This is a genomic window from Mesorhizobium sp. B2-4-2, assembly GCF_006442845.1.
Taxonomy (GTDB): Bacteria; Pseudomonadota; Alphaproteobacteria; order Rhizobiales; family Rhizobiaceae; genus Mesorhizobium.
Genome location: NZ_VFVM01000003.1, coordinates 420,682 through 435,687, shown reverse-complemented (window position 1 = coordinate 435,687; position 15,006 = coordinate 420,682). Strand labels below are relative to the sequence as shown.

Here is a 15,006-nt window from a genome sequence, read left to right as displayed (position 1 = left end):
GCCTGGAAAAACACCGCAACCCTGAGCCGGGAACTCAGGTCAACAAAACAGGGAACAATCACCATGATGATGGAAAAGCTTGCTCTACGATCCCGCATTCTGCTTGCGGGTGCCGCAATGTCGGCGCTGCTTCTGGCGGGAGCGCCGGCTGGCGCGGTCACGCCAGCCGACACGCTGGTCGAAGGCTTCGCCATCGATGACATCATCTCCATGGATCCGGGCGAGGCATTCGAGCTGTCGACCGCCGAGGTCACCGGCAACACCTATGACCTGCTGGTCCGGCTCGACCTCAGCGACACCTCCAAGGTCAAGGGCGACCTCGCCGAAAGCTGGACCGTCTCGGACGATGGCCTGACCTACACGTTCAAGCTCAAGCCCGGCCTGAAATTCGCCTCGGGCAACCCGATCACCGCGGCCGACGTCGCCTATTCGTTCGAACGCGCCGTCAAGCTGGACAAGAGCCCGGCCTTCATCATCGACCAGTTCGGGATCAGCGGCGACAATGTCGCCGAAAAGGCCAAGGCGGTCGATGACACCACCTTCCAGTTCATCGTCGACAAGGCCTATGCGCCGAGCTTCGTGTTGAACTGCCTGTCGGCCACCGTCGCCTCGGTCGTCGACGCCAAGCTGGTCAAGGAACATGTCGCGGCGGTCACGCCGAGCGCCGACTACAAATGGGACAATGATTTCGGCAATGCCTGGCTGAAGACCGGCTATGCCGGCTCGGGCGTCTACAAGCTGCGTGAGTGGCGCGCCAACGAGGCCGTCGTGCTCGAACGGAACGACAATTACTACGGCGAAAAGGCCAAGCTTGCCCGCGTCATCTACCGCAACATGAAGGAAAGCTCGGCACAGCGCCTGGCGCTTGAGGCCGGCGACATCGACGTCGCCCGCAATCTTGAGCCAAACGACCTCGACGCCATTGCCAAGAACGCCGACCTCACCACAACCAGTGCGCCGAAGGGCACTGTCTACTACATCAGCCTCAACCAAAAGAACCAGAACCTCGCCAAGCCCGAAGTCCGCCAGGCCTTCAAATATCTGGTCGACTATGACGCGCTGAGCTCGACCATCCTCAAGGGCATCGGTGAAATCCACCAGACTTTCCTGCCCAAGGGCGTGCTCGGAGAACTGGACAAGAACCCGTTCAAGCTCGACGTCGCCAAGGCCAAGGAACTGCTGGCCAAGGCAGGCCTGCCCGACGGCTTCAGCGTGACCATGGATGTGCGCACCGGCCAGCCGACAACCGGCATGGCGGAATCGATCCAGCAGACGCTCGGCCAGGCCGGTATCAAGCTGGAGATCATTCCCGGCGACGGCAAGCAGACGTTGACCAAGTACCGCGCCCGCAACCACGACATCTATATCGGTCAGTGGGGCCAGGACTATTTCGATCCGAACTCCAATGCCCAGACCTTTGCCTCGAACCCGGACAATTCGGATGAGGGCAAGTCCAAGACGCTGGCCTGGCGCAACGCCTGGGATATTCCGGACCTGACCAAGCAAACCGAAGCCGCTTTGCTGGAGAAGGATTCGGGCAAGCGCGCCGACATGTACAAGGATCTGCAGCAGAAGATCCTCGATACCAGTCCCTTCGTCATCATCCATCAGCAGCTGGAAGTCGCCGGGTTGCGCAAGAACCTCAAGGGTTTCGCGCTCGGCCCGAGCTTCGACACCAATTTCGTTGGGCCGGTTTCCAAGGAATAGCGCCGGCGGATGAGCGTAGCTGAAAATCAGGCGGCGGCAGGGCGCGGCAGCGCCCGTGCCGTCGCCATTTTCTCATCGATCGGCCGCTTCCTGGTGATCGCGATCACGACCTATCTCGGTCTGCTCGCGGTGACCTTTTTCATTGGCCGCGTCATCCCCATCGACCCGGTGTTGGCCGTGCTCGGCGACCGGGCGCCGGCCAATGTCGTGGAACGCACGCGCCGCGAGATGGGTCTCGACCTGCCGCTGGTCGAGCAGTTCTATATTTATGTCAAAAATGCCCTCAATGGTGATTTCGGCACCTCGGTGCTGACCACCAATCCGGTCATGACCGACATCCGCCGCGCCCTTCCGGCAACGACGGAACTGGCGACGTTGGGGACACTGATCGGCGCGCTGTTCGGCGTGCCGCTGGGTGTGCTGGCTGCCGTCAGGCGCGGCAGCCTCATCGACCAGGTCGTCCGTGTCATCGGCCTGATCGGCTATTCCGTGCCGATCTTCTGGCTTGGCCTGCTCGGGCTCGTCCTGTTCTACGCCAAGCTGCAATGGGTGGCTTTCCCGGCGCGGCTCGACGTCGTCTACGAATACACCTTCACGCCGATCACTGGCTTCTACCTTCTCGATTCGGCGATGCAGGGGCAGTGGGATGTCTTCTGGGACGCGTTCCGCCACATCATCCTGCCGGCCTCGCTGCTCGGCTATTTCTCGCTCGCCTATATCAGCCGCATGACGCGCTCCTTCATGCTCAACGAACTCACCCAGGAATACATCGTCGCCGCGCGCGCCAAGGGCCTGTCGGAAACCCGCATCATCTGGGCTCATGCATTGCGCAATGCCGCCGTGCCGATGGTGACCGTGATCGCGCTCTCCTATGCCGGGCTGCTGGAAGGCTCGGTGTTGACCGAGACGGTCTTCTCCTGGCCTGGCATCGGCCTCTACATCACCAATTCGCTGCAGAATGCCGACATGAACGCGGTGCTCGGCGGCACCATCGTCATCGGCTCGGTGTTCATAGCCATCAATCTCCTGTCCGACCTGCTTTACCGCGTGCTCGACCCGAGGACGAAGGTAAGATGAGCAGAGGAATCCCACTTTCGGGCTCGGCTGCCGCCAATCGCCCCTATTCCGGCCCTTCGGGCCACATCTCCTCTTGCCCGGGGGAGAGGAAGAGCCGGTCGCACGCCTGGCGCCTTTCCTCTCCCCCGTCGAACGGGGCAGAGTTGGTCTGCGAAGCAGACCGGAGTGGGGGTCGACAGCGCCAAGAGGCATCGTCATGACCGCCTCCGACGCCGCCCCCCTCTCCCGCCGCGACTGGCTGCTCAGCGAGCGGCCGGCCTCGCGCATGCAGGCGAGGCTCGGCCGCGCCTATGTCGCGTGGCGGCGTTTCTCCGCCAATCGGCTGGCCTTTCTCGGCCTGCTCATCATCATCGCGCTGCTGGTCATTGCCGCCCTTGCCGGGGTGCTGGCGCCTTATTCGCCGACTTTCGGCGATCTGAAGAATGCGCGCCTGCTGGCGCCAAGCGCCGAGCACTGGTTCGGCACCGACGATCTCGGCCGCGATATCCTCTCGCGCATTCTCTACGGCTCGCGCTGGACGCTCTATGTCGTTATCCTGGTCGCCATCATCGCCGCCCCCATCGGCCTCGTGGTCGGCACCGTCGCCGGCTATGCCGGCGGCTGGACCGATGCCATACTGATGCGCATCACCGACATCTTCCTCGCTTTCCCCAAGCTGATCCTGGCGCTGGCCTTTGTCGCGGCCCTCGGCCCCGGCATCGAGAACGCGGTGCTCGCCATCGCCATCACCTCCTGGCCGCCCTATGCCCGCATCGCGCGTGCCGAAACGCTGACCGTGCGCAATTCCGATTACATCAAGGCGGTGGAACTGATGGGGGCCTCGCCCTTCCGCATCGTGCTGCGCCACATCATGCCGCTCTGCATCTCCTCGCTGATCATCCGCGTGACGCTCGACATGGCCGGCATCATCCTCACCGCCGCCGGCCTCGGCTTCCTCGGGCTCGGCGCGCAGCCGCCGCTGCCCGAATGGGGCACGATGATCGCTTCGGGCCGCCGTTTCGTGCTCGACCAATGGTGGGTGGCCGGCGCGCCTGGCTTCGCCATCCTGATCGTCAGCCTCGGCTTCAACCTGCTTGGCGACGGCCTGCGCGACGCGCTCGACCCCCGGAGCGGCGACCAATGAACGCTGACAGCAAGACGCTGCTCGAAGTCGACGATCTGCGCGTCACCTTCCCGACGCGCACCGGGCTGATCGAGGCCGTGCGCGGCGTCTCTTTCTCGCTCGGCCGCGAAAGGCTGGGCATTGTCGGCGAGAGCGGCTCGGGCAAGTCGCAGACCGGCCGTGCCATCATGGGGCTGACGCCGCCACAGGCGCGGATATCAGCCAATAAATTGGCCTTCGACGGCATCGACCTGCTCGGCGTCTCGGCGCGCGAGCGCCGCGCGCTGCGGGGCAATCGCATCGCCATGATCCTGCAGGATCCGAAATATTCGCTCGACCCGGTGATGAGCATCGGCCGCCAGATCGTCGAGACGCTGCGCACGCATGAGAAGGTCTCCAAGGCCGAGGCGCGGGAGCGCGCGCTGGCCATGCTGGAGGCGGTGCAGATCCGCGACCCCCGGCGTGTCTTCGACCTGCATCCGCACGAGGTCTCCGGCGGCATGGGCCAGCGCGCCATGATCGCCATGATGCTGATCGCCGGGCCGGAAATGATGATCGCCGACGAGCCGACCTCGGCGCTCGACGTCACCGTGCAACTCGACGTGCTCGGCATTCTCGACCGGCTGGTCGGCGAGCGCGGCATGGGGCTGATCTTCATCTCGCACGATCTGCGCCTGGTCTCGTCCTTTTGCGACCGCGTCATCGTCATGTATGCCGGCAAGGTGGTGGAGCAGCTCAAGGCCTCCGAACTCGGTCGCGCCCAGCATCCCTACACGCGCGGCCTGCTCAACTGCATGCCCAAGATCGGCGCCGATCGTCACCCGTTGCCGGTGCTCGACCGCAAGCCGGAGTGGGCGGCATGACATCAGCAATCGCCGTCGACGGGCTGGAGGTCATCTTCGACCGCTTTCGCGCACTGAAGGGTGTCAGCCTGGACGTGCAGCCGGGCGAATCCTTCGGCCTGGTCGGTGAATCCGGCTCCGGCAAATCGACGCTGCTCAGGGCGATCGCCGGCCTTGCGCCGGTCGCTTCGGGCAGCATCGTGGTCAACGGCAAGAAGCTCGGCGCGCGCCGCGACAAGGCCTTTTACCGCGAAGTGCAGATGGTGTTCCAGGATCCGTACGGTTCGCTGCACCCGCGCCAGACCATCGACCGCCTGCTGCAGGAGCCGCTCGCCATCCATGGTTTTGGCGACGGGGAAAAGCGCATCCAGCGGGCGCTCGACGAGGTCGGTCTCGGCAACGGCTTCCGCTTCCGCTACTCGCATCAATTGTCGGGCGGCCAGCGCCAGCGCGTGGCGATCGCGCGCGCGCTCATCCTCGAACCGTCGGTCCTGCTGCTCGACGAGCCGACCTCGGCGCTCGATGCCTCCGTGCAGGCCGAGGTGCTCAACCTGCTCGAGGAGGTCCGCCGGCGGCGCAAGCTCACCTTCCTGATGGTCAGCCACGACCTCGCCATCATCACCCATATGTGCGAGCGCCTGATGGTGATGCAAAGCGGCGAGGCGGTGGAGAATTTGACGGCGGATGACCTGGTCGAACGCCGCGTGACGAAGGATTACACGCGCAATCTCTTGCGGGCCAGCGACGGGTTTGTGAGAGCTATTTGAATTCGCTTGTCTTGCGAACCGATCGTCTTAGGGGACGTCATGAAGGAATGGCAGTTTGCAGATCCTCCTAACGTCGGGGTGTTTTTGGACAGGGGCATAGTAACCCGGGGCGACTGGATCGCATATGTCTCGCATGACGATGACGACGGCAGTTGGCAATTCCACAACAGCGAAACCGGACCTGTTGAAGAAGGCGACATAATGATCGTGAGCCTGCAAAGCGTTTTGCAGCGGGATGAAAGCATCCGAATCTTGGCCGACTTGCCGGAAGGCTGGCATGCCTGGCGCAGCTCAAAATCGTCACCTTGGCAGCGGGCAAAATCGCGTCCCACACCCACCAACGACAACGAATGACTCGGCAATGTCTCAGGTCTGAGCTTGCACCGGTTCGCCGGTCTCCAGAGCGGGCGGCTCATCCCGACGCTTCGGCTCCTTGATCCTGAACCACGTCACATAAAGCGCCGGCAGGAACAGCAGCGTGATCGCAGTACCCGCGATGATGCCACCCATCATCGCGTAGGCCATCGGTCCCCAGAACACTTCGCGCGCGATCGGGATCAGCGCCAGGCTGGCGGCGGCGGCCGTCAGCGCGATGGGCCGCATGCGGTGTTCCGTCGCTTCGATGACGGCGGCCCAGCGGTCCTTGCCCTCTGCGACAAGGTCCTGGATCTGCACGATCAGGATGACCGAGTTGCGGATCAGGATGCCGATCAGGGCAAGCACGCCGAGGATGGCGACGAAGCCGAGCGGCGCGCCGCTCGGCACCAGGGCCGCCACCACGCCGATCAGCCCGAGCGGCGCCACCGCAACGACCAGAAACAGGCGCTGGAAGCTCTGCAGCTGGACCATCAGGATGGTTGCCATCACGAAAAGCATCAGCGGCACGACGGCCGCGATCGGCCCCTGGCTCTTGGCGCTTTCCTCAACGGAGCCGGCGGTCTCGATCGAATAGCCCGGCGGCAGCTTGGCGATGAAGGCATCGACCGAAGGCTTCAATTCGTTGACCACCGTTGCCGGCAGAACGTCGCCGACCAGGCCGGCCCGCACCGTGATGGTCGGGATGCGGTCGCGTCGCCACACCGTCGGCTGTTCGAGCTCGTAGCGGAAGTTGGCCACCGCCGCGAGCGGGATGGCCTCGCCGGTGCTGGTCGGCAGCTGCATGTTCTGCAACGTCTCGATCGAACCGCGTTCGGCCTCGCGCGAGCGCGCCACCACATTGATCAGATAGGTGGCATCGCGCACTTGCGTGATGGTGGCGCCGCCGACGGTGCTGTTGAGCGCGCTGGCGATGTCGGAGGAGGTGATGCCGAGCTGCCGCGCCTTGTCCTGCAGCACGTCGACCCTGAGCACGCGCTGCGGCTCGTTCCAGTCGAAGGTCGGCGCGGCGAGCTTGGGATTGGCCGAGATGACGCCGGCGAATTGCTGCGCCAGCGCGCGCACCGTCTGGATGTCGGGCCCGCCGACGCGGTACTGCACGGGGCGGCCGACAGGCGGTCCGAGTTCGAGCAGCTTCACGAAGGCGTCGGTGCCGACGAATTCCTCGCGCAGCAGCTTTTCCAGCGCCGGCTTCACCCGGTTGCGAGCCTCGATGCTTTTGGTGACGATGACCGTCTGGCCGAAATAGGGATTGGCCGGTTGCACGTCATAGGCGAGCACGAAGCGCACCGCGCCCTGGCCGATATAGGACGAGAAATGGTCGATGTCGGGATTGCCGACCAGCGCCCGCTGCTCGAACCGCTCCATCTGCTCGCGCGTGTCGGCGATCGAGGAATTCTGCGGCAGATTCCAGTCGACGATCAGCTCCGGCCGGTCCGATGGCGGGAAGAACTGCTGCTGCACCAGACCGAAGCCGGCGATCGACCCGGCAAACAACAGCACCGTGGCGATGATGGTCAGCCAGTGATGGCGCACCGAGCCCACAAGGGCACGCCGGAACAGCGAGGTGAAGCGGCCCGGCTGGTCGTGATGCTTCGTCTTCATCGTCGCCGGCAGGATGGTGACGCCGAGCAGCGGCGCGAACAGCACCGCCACGATCCACGACACCAGCAGCGACACGGCGATGACGACGAACAGGGTGAAGGTGTATTCGCCGGCGGCGCTGTTGTTGAGGCCGATCGGAATGAAGCCCGCGACGGTCACCAGCGTGCCGGTCAGCATCGGAAAGGCGGTCGATGTGTAGACATAGGTCGCCGCCTTGCGCAGGCTATCACCGACCTCCAGCCGCGCCACCATCATCTCGACCGCGATCATCGCGTCGTCGACCAGAAGCCCGAGCGCGATGATCAGCGCACCGAGCGAGATGCGCTGCAGCGAGATGCCGAGATAGGACATGACCGTGAAGGTGATGGCCAGCACCAGCGGGATCGACAGCGCCACGACGAAGCCGGCGCGCATGCCGAGACTGATGAAGGACACGGCCAGCACGATGGCCACCGCCTCGAACAAGGCGCGCGTAAAGCCCGAGACCGCTTCCTCGACGATGACCGGCTGGTCGGCGACCAGATGCACGCCGACGCCGACCGGCAGGTCTGCCAGCACCTTGTTCATCGCCTCATGCAGCGCCTCGCCGAATTTGAGCAGATTGGCGTTGGGCTTCATGCCGATGGCAAGCCCGATCGCGTCCTGGCCGTTGAAGCGGAACAGTGCCGTTGGCGGATCGGCATAGCCGCGCGTGATCGTCGCCACGTCGCTCAGCCGGAAGAAGCGGTCGTTGACGCGAAGATTGATCGCGCGAAGGCTGTCTTCGGAGGTGAACTGGCCGCCGACCCGCACGCTGATGCGTTCCGGGCCGGACTGGATGACGCCGGACGGCGTGATCGCGTTCTGCGCTTGCAGGCTTGCCACGATCGCCTGTTGGTTGAGGCCGAGGGCCGCGATCTGGCGGGTCGAGAATTCGAGGTAGATCGCCTCGTCCTGGGCACCGACCAGGTCCACCTTGCCGGCATTCGGCACGGTCAGGATTTTTGTCCTGACATCCTCGACATAGTCGCGCAGCTGGCGCGGCGTCAGCCCGTCCGACGTAAAGGCGTAGATGTTGCCGTAGACGTCGCCGAAACGGTCGTTGAAGAACGGCCCCTGGACGCCTTGCGGGAACTGCGCCTTGATATCGTTGACCATGTTGCGCACCTGAATCCAGTTCGGCACGACATCGCGCGCCTTGGTAGTGTCCTTCAGGTTGACGAAGATGACGGTCTGGCCGGCTGTGGTGACGGATTTGGTGTAGTCGAGGCTGTCGAGTTCCTCGAGCTTCTTCTCGATGCGGTCGGTCACCTGCTGCACCGTCTCCTTGACCGAAGCGCCGGGCCAATTGGCCTGGATGATCATGGTCTTGATGGTGAAGGCGGGGTCTTCCTCGCGGCCGAGGTTGAGGTAGGAGAAGATGCCGGCCGCAACGAAGACCAGCATGAAATACCAGACCATCGAGCGGTGGTTGAGCGCCCAGTCGGAGAGGTTGAAGCCCTTCATGAGGCCCCTCCCGCGGGCAGTTTGACCTTCTGGCCTTCGGTCAGGCTGTGGACGCCGGCGGTGACGACGCGCATTCCCGCTTCCAGTCCCTGAGCCACCGTGAAGGTTCCGCCGTTCCTGGAGGCAACCTTGATCTCGCGCGTGCTCACGCTCGATGTCTGCGCATCGACGATCCACACCCTGTCGGAGCCGTTCCTCTGGAAGAGCGCCGACAGCGGCAGTTCGATCGTCGGCTCCACCGTGGTCATGCGCGTTGCGGTCACGGTCGAGCCGAGCCGGAAGGCCTGCGGCGGATCGGTGAGCGTCAGCCGCACGCGCCGCGTGCGCGTCGAGCCCTCGGCCTGCGGCGCGATCTCGCGCAGCTTGGCCTCGGTCCGGATCGTCGGCAGCGATTGCAGGATGACCTGGAACGGCGTGCCGGCCGTGAGATCGCCGGTCAACTGGTCGGGAATATCGACCACCGCTTCGCGCGGGTCCGAGCGCGCCACGGTGACGACCGTCTGGCCGGGGGAGACCGTCTGGCCGACCTCGGCGCCGACAGCGGTGACGACGCCGTCGAAATCCGAGAACAGCCTGGCATAGCCGAGCTGCTCCTGCGATTTGGCCAGCGAGGCCCTGGCCCGCTCGACACTGGCCTCGGCCGCCTTCCTCGCCTGCTGCGCGGCATCGAACACGGCTTGCGTGGTGTTGGCGGTGGCAAGCAATTGGCGCTGGCGCTCCTCGCTGGCGGCGGCGTTGGCAAACTGTGCCTCGGCATTGGAGAGCTCGGCCTTGGCCGCCTGGACGGACAGCTCCAAGGCGGTCGGGTCCAGTGCCGCGATCGTCGTGCCCTTGCTGACGATGTCGCCGACATTGACGTCGCGGGACACGACCCGGCCGAGCAGGCGAAAGGCGAGATCGGCGCTGACCTGCGGCTCGACCGATCCGGCGAAGCCGAAGACCTGCGTGGTGCGCGGCTCGACCACCACCGACAGCACCGGCCGGATGATCTCCGGAGGCTTCTCCTCCGATTTCGAGCAGGCGGCGAGCGCGCCAAGCGCTATCACGCCAAGCAGGAGGCGCGGCAGCCGGCTCATTGGCCCGCTCCCGACATCTCGATTTTCTGACCCGCACTGAGCAGCTGTCCGCCCGCGGTGACGACGCTTTGGCCCTCCTCCAATCCCCTGGCGATGACGACGGTGCCGGAATTGAAAGCCAGCACCTCGACCGGTGCCATCGTCACCGTACCGGTCGAGGGATCGACGATCCAGACCGCCGGCTTGCCGGCGCTGGACGTCAATGCCTGCCAGGGCAGCAGGATCGCCTTGGCCGGTTTGGCGCCGACCGAGCCGATGACTGCCGCGCCCAGCGGCATGCCGGCGGGCGTATCGGCAATGCCGACCTTGACCCGGATTGAGCCCGACGCCGGATCGACCGCCGGGGAGATTTCGCGCACCTTGCCCGTTGCCCTGATCTGCGGGTCGGACAGGAGCGTGATCGTCACCGCCGGCGACGTCGGCGTCCTGGCGACCAACGTCTCCTGGACGTTGAACACCGCGTCGCGGTCGCCGTCCTCGGCGACGGTGAAGACGGTCTGCGCAGCCTGCACCACCTGGCCGGTTTCGACCTGGCGGGCGGTGATGACGCCCGCGGCGCCAGCCTTGAGTTCGGTGAAGGACAGGTTCTGCTTGGCATTGGCGAGCGCGCTCTGCGCCGCGTCGAGGCTGCCCTGCGCCACCTTCAATGCCTGATCGGCGGCGTCATAGTCGCGCCTGGTGGTGTAACCCTGGGCAAGCAGCGTCTTTTGCCGCTCGAAGGCGGCGGCGGACTGGGTCAACTGCGCTTGCGCCGCGTCGAGATCGGCCTGCGCCGAGCGCAAATCGGATTCCTGCTCCTGCGGGTCGATGCGGGCAAGCACCGCGCCCTTGTCGACATGCTGGCCGACATCGGCAAGCCGTTCGGCGACGCGGCCGCCGACCCGGAACGACAGATTATTCAGCGTGCGCGCCGCGATCACCCCGGTCAGCGCGGTTCTTGGCGCATAGTCGGCCATCGCCACGGTCTCGGTGCGCACCATGATCGGCAGCTTTTTCTCCGCCGCTTCCTGTTTCTGGCAGCCGGCCAAAAGCAGGGCGGCCGTGCAAGTGAAAAGCGCTACGCCGATGGAAAAAGACGAAAAATTGGAAGGTTTGGCCGATGGCGGCGAGACGGACGATGTCGCGTTCCTGCTCATGGGCTCCCTCAGCCGCAGGGCCGCTCGCCGATCGCGATGCCTCGCGGATCCCGGCACGATAGTCGATCTCCCGAAAAAGGAAACCGGACTCGTACCCGTATCAGTGATCCGACTCGGGTTTGCAAAGGCCTGACGACGGCCGGTCCCGGCCGGGCAGCTTTTCGTGATAGGAATTTTTTCCTTGATGAGGTGAAGGCAACTATGATAGATATTTGGATATGGTGCTGAGTTGCGCCAGGGACCCGCCGCACAGGCGGTTTTTCCGCTCAATGATCCTCAACAGCGCGCCGCGAAGGCTCCGAACCCTTCAACGCAGTCCGTTGCCTGGTACGGATATCGCCGGCTGGTCAGGCGCGATACCTCAGGCCCAATCGCCTGCCGGCGGTGCCGACTTGAGGAAAGCATGAAATAAGCCCAGAAGACATCTGATCAAGCAGAACGGGCGCCGGCCCTATGAGGGACATCATGAAGAACTCAGCCATTTCCGAACGCAAGAGCCAGTCGATCTCGCGCGGCGTCGGTATGACCACGCAGATTTACGCCGACCGGGCCGAGAACTCGGAGATCTGGGATGTCGAGGGCCGCCGCTACATCGATTTCTCCTCCGGCATCGCCGTCGTCAACACCGGCCATCGCCACCCCAAGGTCATCGAGGCGGTCAAGGCGCAGCTCGACCGCTTCACCCACACCTGCCACCAGGTGGTGCCCTATGAGAGCTATGTAAGGCTGGCCGAACGGCTGAACGGCATTCTTCCGGGCAAGTTCGAGAAGAAGACGATCTTCGTCACCACCGGCGCCGAGGCGGTCGAGAACGTCATCAAGATCGCCCGCAATGCCACCGGCCGCCAGGCCGTCATCGCCTTTGCCGGCGGCTTCCATGGCCGCACCTTCATGGGCATGGCGCTGACCGGCAAGGTCGTGCCCTACAAGGTCGGCTTCGGCGCCATGCCGGCCGACGTCTTCCACGCCCCGTTCCCGGTGCCGCTGCACGGCGTGTCGGTGGCCGATTCGCTTGCCGCGCTCGATCGCCTGTTCAAGGCCGACGTCGATCCGGCCAGGGTCGCGGCCATCATCGTCGAGCCGGTGCAGGGCGAGGGCGGCTTCTACGAAGCGCCGCGCGATTTCATGACCGCGCTGCGCAAGATCTGCGATCAGCACGGCATCCTGCTCATTGCCGACGAGGTGCAGACCGGCTTTGCCCGTACCGGCAAGATGTTTGCCATGGAGCATCATGAGGTGACCGCCGACATCACCACCATGGCCAAGGGCCTGGCCGGCGGCTTTCCGCTGGCGGCGGTCACCGGCCGCGCCGAGATCATGGATGCGCCTGGCCCCGGCGGGCTGGGCGGCACCTATGGCGGCAGCCCGATCGGCGTTGCCGCCGCGCACGCGGTGCTTGACGTGATCGAGGAAGAGAAACTGTGCGATCGCGCCAACTCGCTCGGCGCCAGGCTGAAGCAGCGTCTGGGCTCGATCCGCGACGACGTCCCCGAAATCGTCGACATCCGTGGCCCCGGTTTCATGAACGCGGTCGAGTTCAACGACGTCAGGAAGGGCTTGCCATCGGCGGAGATGGCCAATGCGGTCAGGCTGAAGGCGCTCGACAAGGGGCTGATCCTGCTCACCTGCGGCGTCCACGGCAACGTCATCCGCTTCCTGGCGCCGCTCACCATCCAGGACGGCATCATGAATGAGGCGCTCGACATTCTGGAAAGCTCGATCCGCGAGGTTCGCGCTGCCTGAAAGGGCGGCGCCCATTTCTCCTGACGGCTTACACCGGACCCGGTGAACGTGCCGTCAGGAGCTCGGATTCTGTAACCAGGCTGGAATGTCCATCTTGGCGTGCAGCACCCGCCAAACATCGATATGGTCGGTCTGTTCAAGATAAAAAATCAGGTATGGATAGCGCCTGACTTGCACGCTACGCAGACCAGGCAATCCAATTTCGTAGCCATATCTCAGAGAGCCCGATGCCGGATGGCTGGCTAGCAGTTTGTAGGCGTTTTGAAGCTCCTCGATGTAGCCCAATGCCGCGCGCGAACCAGCTTCTCGCGTATAGTAATCGACAGCATCCTCGACATCCCGCAGGGCTAGTTTTCGAGGAATGATCGCCTTTATGGGCACTTACTCTATTGGCCCTGCGCCCGTTTCCGCAGCGCGGCGAAATAGTCGTCGTCAACCGGAGCGCCCGGGGCGGACGATGCGCCCTCAAGGAGCAAGCCGCGCAGAAGCTGACGATCCTGATCGCGGCGGATCAATTCACGCACATACTCGCTGCTCGTGCCATAGCCGCGATCGGTCACTTGCTGATCGACAAAATGCTTCAAGCTTTCCGGCAGGGAGATGTTCATGGTGCTCATTCAGGCATTTTATAGCCTATGGCAAAAATTGGCAATCTTAGGCACTGGCCTCGGCTGACTCTTTGTTCTGGAACGCGGCCAGCGCCGCTTTCAATCCGTCCGGCCCCGCTGCCACCGTCTGTGGCGCCGGCGAGAAGCCGGCGCTCAGCATCTTGCGGCCGAGCATGTGGTCGCCGGGGCGGTTGACCGATTCGATGCCGAGCAGCCTGTCTGCGGCATAATGGTAGATCGAGAACTTGTTGTCGGCGAGATCGCCCAGCACGACATGGCTGTCGCCGCCGGATGTCAGACCGACCATCTGCAGCTTCATGTCGCCGATGTCGGACCAGAACCAGGGCACGGCCGAATAGGCGTCGGCATGGCCCGTTATGGTGCGCGCGGCAAGCCGCGCCTGGTCGGTAGCGTTCTGTACCGATTCCAGCCGCACGTCGCCCCCGGTGAACCAGTGTCGATAGGAGGCGGCGTCGCCGATGGCGAGGATTTCCGGCACCGAGCTGCGCATCTGGTGGTCGACGCGAATGCCGTTGGCGATGGTGAGGCCGGCTTCCCCGGCCAGTTCGACGTTGGGCAAGGCGCCGATGCCGACGACGACCATGCGCGCCGGCAGCCTTTCGCCAGACGAGGTGATCGCTGCCGTGACATGGCCGTTTTCGCCTTCGAGCCTTGCGATCGTGGTGCCGGTGAGAATGTGCACGCCGGTCGCTTCCAGCCGTTGGCGGACATGGCTCGCCACGATCGGCGCCACGGCGCGGCCAAGCAGCCGGTCGACCGCTTCCACGACCGTTACGGTGCGGCCGGCCGCGCGCAGCGTCGCCGCGATCTCCAGCCCGATGAAGCCGCCGCCGAGGATGACGACGTCTTCGCTCCGTGCGCTCAAGTCCCGGATCAGCCGCGCATCGGCCAGCGAGCGCAACGACACCACACCGGACAGATCCGCGCCGGGCAGCGGCAGGAGGCGCGGGCGCGAGCCGGTGGCGAGGATCAGATGATCGAAGGCAAGTTCGCCGCCGCCTGATATCTCCAAACGGCGACTGCCGGCATCGATGCGGTCGATCCGAACGCCCGGCCGGTAGTCGACGGCGTTGCCGGTGTAAAATGCCTCGCCACGCAAGGGTTGCGGCTTGGCCTCGGCATCCTTGATGAAGGTCTTCGACAGCGGCGGCTTGTGATAGGGCAGTTCGTTCTCGTCGCCGACGAGGATCACCGGCCCGTCGTAACCCTCCTCGCGCAGGCTTGCCGCCGCCTGCACGCCCGCATGTCCCGCACCGACAATGACCACGCCGTTCTTCATCGCATTCCGATCCCAAGCTTGATTTTAGGATGTCTCGCCACGTGGCAATTGTCTGGCGCCGCCGCAAGAGGCCATTTGCGGGTCGCACCCGGAACGGCGGCTGTCAATCGGACAGTTCGGCGATGAAGTCGGCACACGGTGCAGGCGGCTAAAGTTGACTATCGCAGTTTAGAATAATTCTAA

Annotated in this window: 13 protein-coding genes; 7 read left to right on the top strand and 6 right to left on the bottom strand. The window is 64.4% G+C overall.

Annotated features, from left to right (window positions below; translation table 11 throughout):
• The first annotated feature begins 63 nt into the window (after positions 1-63).
• The 6 genes from FJ942_RS09005 (at position 64) to FJ942_RS08980 (ending at position 5,849) form a co-directional block, all read left to right on the top strand.
• Positions 64-1,707, top strand: coding sequence for an ABC transporter substrate-binding protein (locus FJ942_RS09005; RefSeq protein ID WP_140496855.1), 1,644 nt, complete (start codon positions 64-66; stop codon positions 1,705-1,707).
• Between the two features lie 9 nt (positions 1,708-1,716).
• Positions 1,717-2,784 (top strand): ABC transporter permease, encoded by a 1,068-nt coding sequence (locus FJ942_RS09000; RefSeq protein WP_140496853.1) that lies wholly within the window; start codon positions 1,717-1,719, stop codon positions 2,782-2,784.
• Between the two features lie 196 nt (positions 2,785-2,980).
• On the top strand, positions 2,981-3,907 hold the full coding sequence (gene nikC, locus FJ942_RS08995) for a nickel transporter permease (RefSeq protein WP_140496850.1): 927 nt from the start codon (positions 2,981-2,983) through the stop codon (positions 3,905-3,907).
• Positions 3,904-4,749, top strand: a complete 846-nt coding sequence (locus FJ942_RS08990) for an ABC transporter ATP-binding protein (RefSeq protein ID WP_140523825.1) — start codon at positions 3,904-3,906, stop codon at positions 4,747-4,749. The genes nikC and FJ942_RS08990 overlap by 4 nt, the downstream gene beginning before the upstream one ends.
• Positions 4,746-5,495, top strand: a complete 750-nt coding sequence (locus FJ942_RS08985; protein ID WP_140523828.1) for an ABC transporter ATP-binding protein — start codon at positions 4,746-4,748, stop codon at positions 5,493-5,495. The genes FJ942_RS08990 and FJ942_RS08985 overlap by 4 nt, the downstream gene beginning before the upstream one ends.
• 39 nt (positions 5,496-5,534) lie before the next feature.
• Positions 5,535-5,849, top strand: a complete 315-nt coding sequence (locus FJ942_RS08980; protein ID WP_140896346.1) for a hypothetical protein — start codon at positions 5,535-5,537, stop codon at positions 5,847-5,849.
• Positions 5,850-5,861: 12 nt separating this feature from the next.
• Here the strand turns inward: FJ942_RS08980 and FJ942_RS08975 are convergent, their stop codons facing one another.
• Genes FJ942_RS08975 through FJ942_RS08965 form a run of 3 tightly spaced genes read right to left on the bottom strand, consistent with a single transcriptional unit; the run spans position 5,862 to position 11,172 of the window.
• A complete protein-coding gene (locus FJ942_RS08975; protein WP_140897504.1) occupies positions 5,862-8,960 on the bottom strand; it encodes an efflux RND transporter permease subunit in 3,099 nt (1,032 codons plus the stop codon).
• On the bottom strand, positions 8,957-10,036 hold the full coding sequence (locus FJ942_RS08970) for an efflux RND transporter periplasmic adaptor subunit (protein WP_140897502.1): 1,080 nt from the start codon (positions 10,034-10,036) through the stop codon (positions 8,957-8,959). The genes FJ942_RS08975 and FJ942_RS08970 overlap by 4 nt, the downstream gene beginning before the upstream one ends.
• Positions 10,033-11,172, bottom strand: coding sequence for an efflux RND transporter periplasmic adaptor subunit (locus FJ942_RS08965; RefSeq protein ID WP_140897500.1), 1,140 nt, complete (start codon positions 11,170-11,172; stop codon positions 10,033-10,035). Before FJ942_RS08965 ends, FJ942_RS08970 begins: the two co-directional genes overlap by 4 nt.
• Positions 11,173-11,637: 465 nt before the next feature.
• On the opposite strand from FJ942_RS08965, the gene FJ942_RS08960 reads away from it, so the two are divergent.
• Complete coding sequence (locus tag FJ942_RS08960; protein WP_140496838.1) at positions 11,638-12,915, top strand: 4-aminobutyrate--2-oxoglutarate transaminase; 1,278 nt, start codon at positions 11,638-11,640, stop codon at positions 12,913-12,915.
• A gap of 54 nt (positions 12,916-12,969) precedes the next feature.
• Here the strand turns inward: FJ942_RS08960 and FJ942_RS08955 are convergent, their stop codons facing one another.
• The 3 genes from FJ942_RS08955 to FJ942_RS08945 are packed head-to-tail and all read right to left on the bottom strand — an operon-like array spanning position 12,970 to position 14,823.
• Positions 12,970-13,290 carry a type II toxin-antitoxin system RelE/ParE family toxin gene (locus tag FJ942_RS08955; protein WP_181167355.1) on the bottom strand — a complete coding sequence of 107 codons (321 nt, stop codon included), beginning with the start codon at positions 13,288-13,290 and terminating at the stop codon, positions 12,970-12,972.
• An 11-nt stretch (positions 13,291-13,301) separates the two neighbouring features.
• Positions 13,302-13,532, bottom strand: a complete 231-nt coding sequence (locus FJ942_RS08950; protein ID WP_140496834.1) for a type II toxin-antitoxin system ParD family antitoxin — start codon at positions 13,530-13,532, stop codon at positions 13,302-13,304.
• Positions 13,533-13,569: 37 nt separating this feature from the next.
• Positions 13,570-14,823, bottom strand: coding sequence for an FAD-dependent oxidoreductase (locus FJ942_RS08945; protein ID WP_140556729.1), 1,254 nt, complete (start codon positions 14,821-14,823; stop codon positions 13,570-13,572).
• Positions 14,824-15,006 lie beyond the last annotated feature (183 nt).

Excerpts from the sequence above, each read along its gene's own strand:
- FJ942_RS08960 (WP_140496838.1), top strand. The coding sequence starts at position 11,638 with ATGAAGAACTCAGCCATTTCCGAACGCAAGAGCCAGTCGATCTCGCGC.
- FJ942_RS08990 (WP_140523825.1), top strand. The coding sequence starts at position 3,904 with ATGAACGCTGACAGCAAGACGCTGCTCGAAGTCGACGATCTGCGCGTC.
- FJ942_RS08970 (WP_140897502.1), bottom strand. The coding sequence starts at position 10,036 with ATGAGCCGGCTGCCGCGCCTCCTGCTTGGCGTGATAGCGCTTGGCGCG.
- FJ942_RS08950 (WP_140496834.1), bottom strand. The coding sequence starts at position 13,532 with ATGAGCACCATGAACATCTCCCTGCCGGAAAGCTTGAAGCATTTTGTC.
- FJ942_RS09000 (WP_140496853.1), top strand. The coding sequence starts at position 1,717 with ATGAGCGTAGCTGAAAATCAGGCGGCGGCAGGGCGCGGCAGCGCCCGT.
- nikC (WP_140496850.1), top strand. The coding sequence starts at position 2,981 with ATGACCGCCTCCGACGCCGCCCCCCTCTCCCGCCGCGACTGGCTGCTC.
- FJ942_RS08965 (WP_140897500.1), bottom strand. The coding sequence starts at position 11,172 with ATGAGCAGGAACGCGACATCGTCCGTCTCGCCGCCATCGGCCAAACCT.
- FJ942_RS08980 (WP_140896346.1), top strand. The coding sequence starts at position 5,535 with ATGAAGGAATGGCAGTTTGCAGATCCTCCTAACGTCGGGGTGTTTTTG.
- FJ942_RS08985 (WP_140523828.1), top strand. The coding sequence starts at position 4,746 with ATGACATCAGCAATCGCCGTCGACGGGCTGGAGGTCATCTTCGACCGC.
- FJ942_RS09005 (WP_140496855.1), top strand. The coding sequence starts at position 64 with ATGATGATGGAAAAGCTTGCTCTACGATCCCGCATTCTGCTTGCGGGT.
- FJ942_RS08975 (WP_140897504.1), bottom strand. The coding sequence starts at position 8,960 with ATGAAGGGCTTCAACCTCTCCGACTGGGCGCTCAACCACCGCTCGATG.
- FJ942_RS08945 (WP_140556729.1), bottom strand. The coding sequence starts at position 14,823 with ATGAAGAACGGCGTGGTCATTGTCGGTGCGGGACATGCGGGCGTGCAG.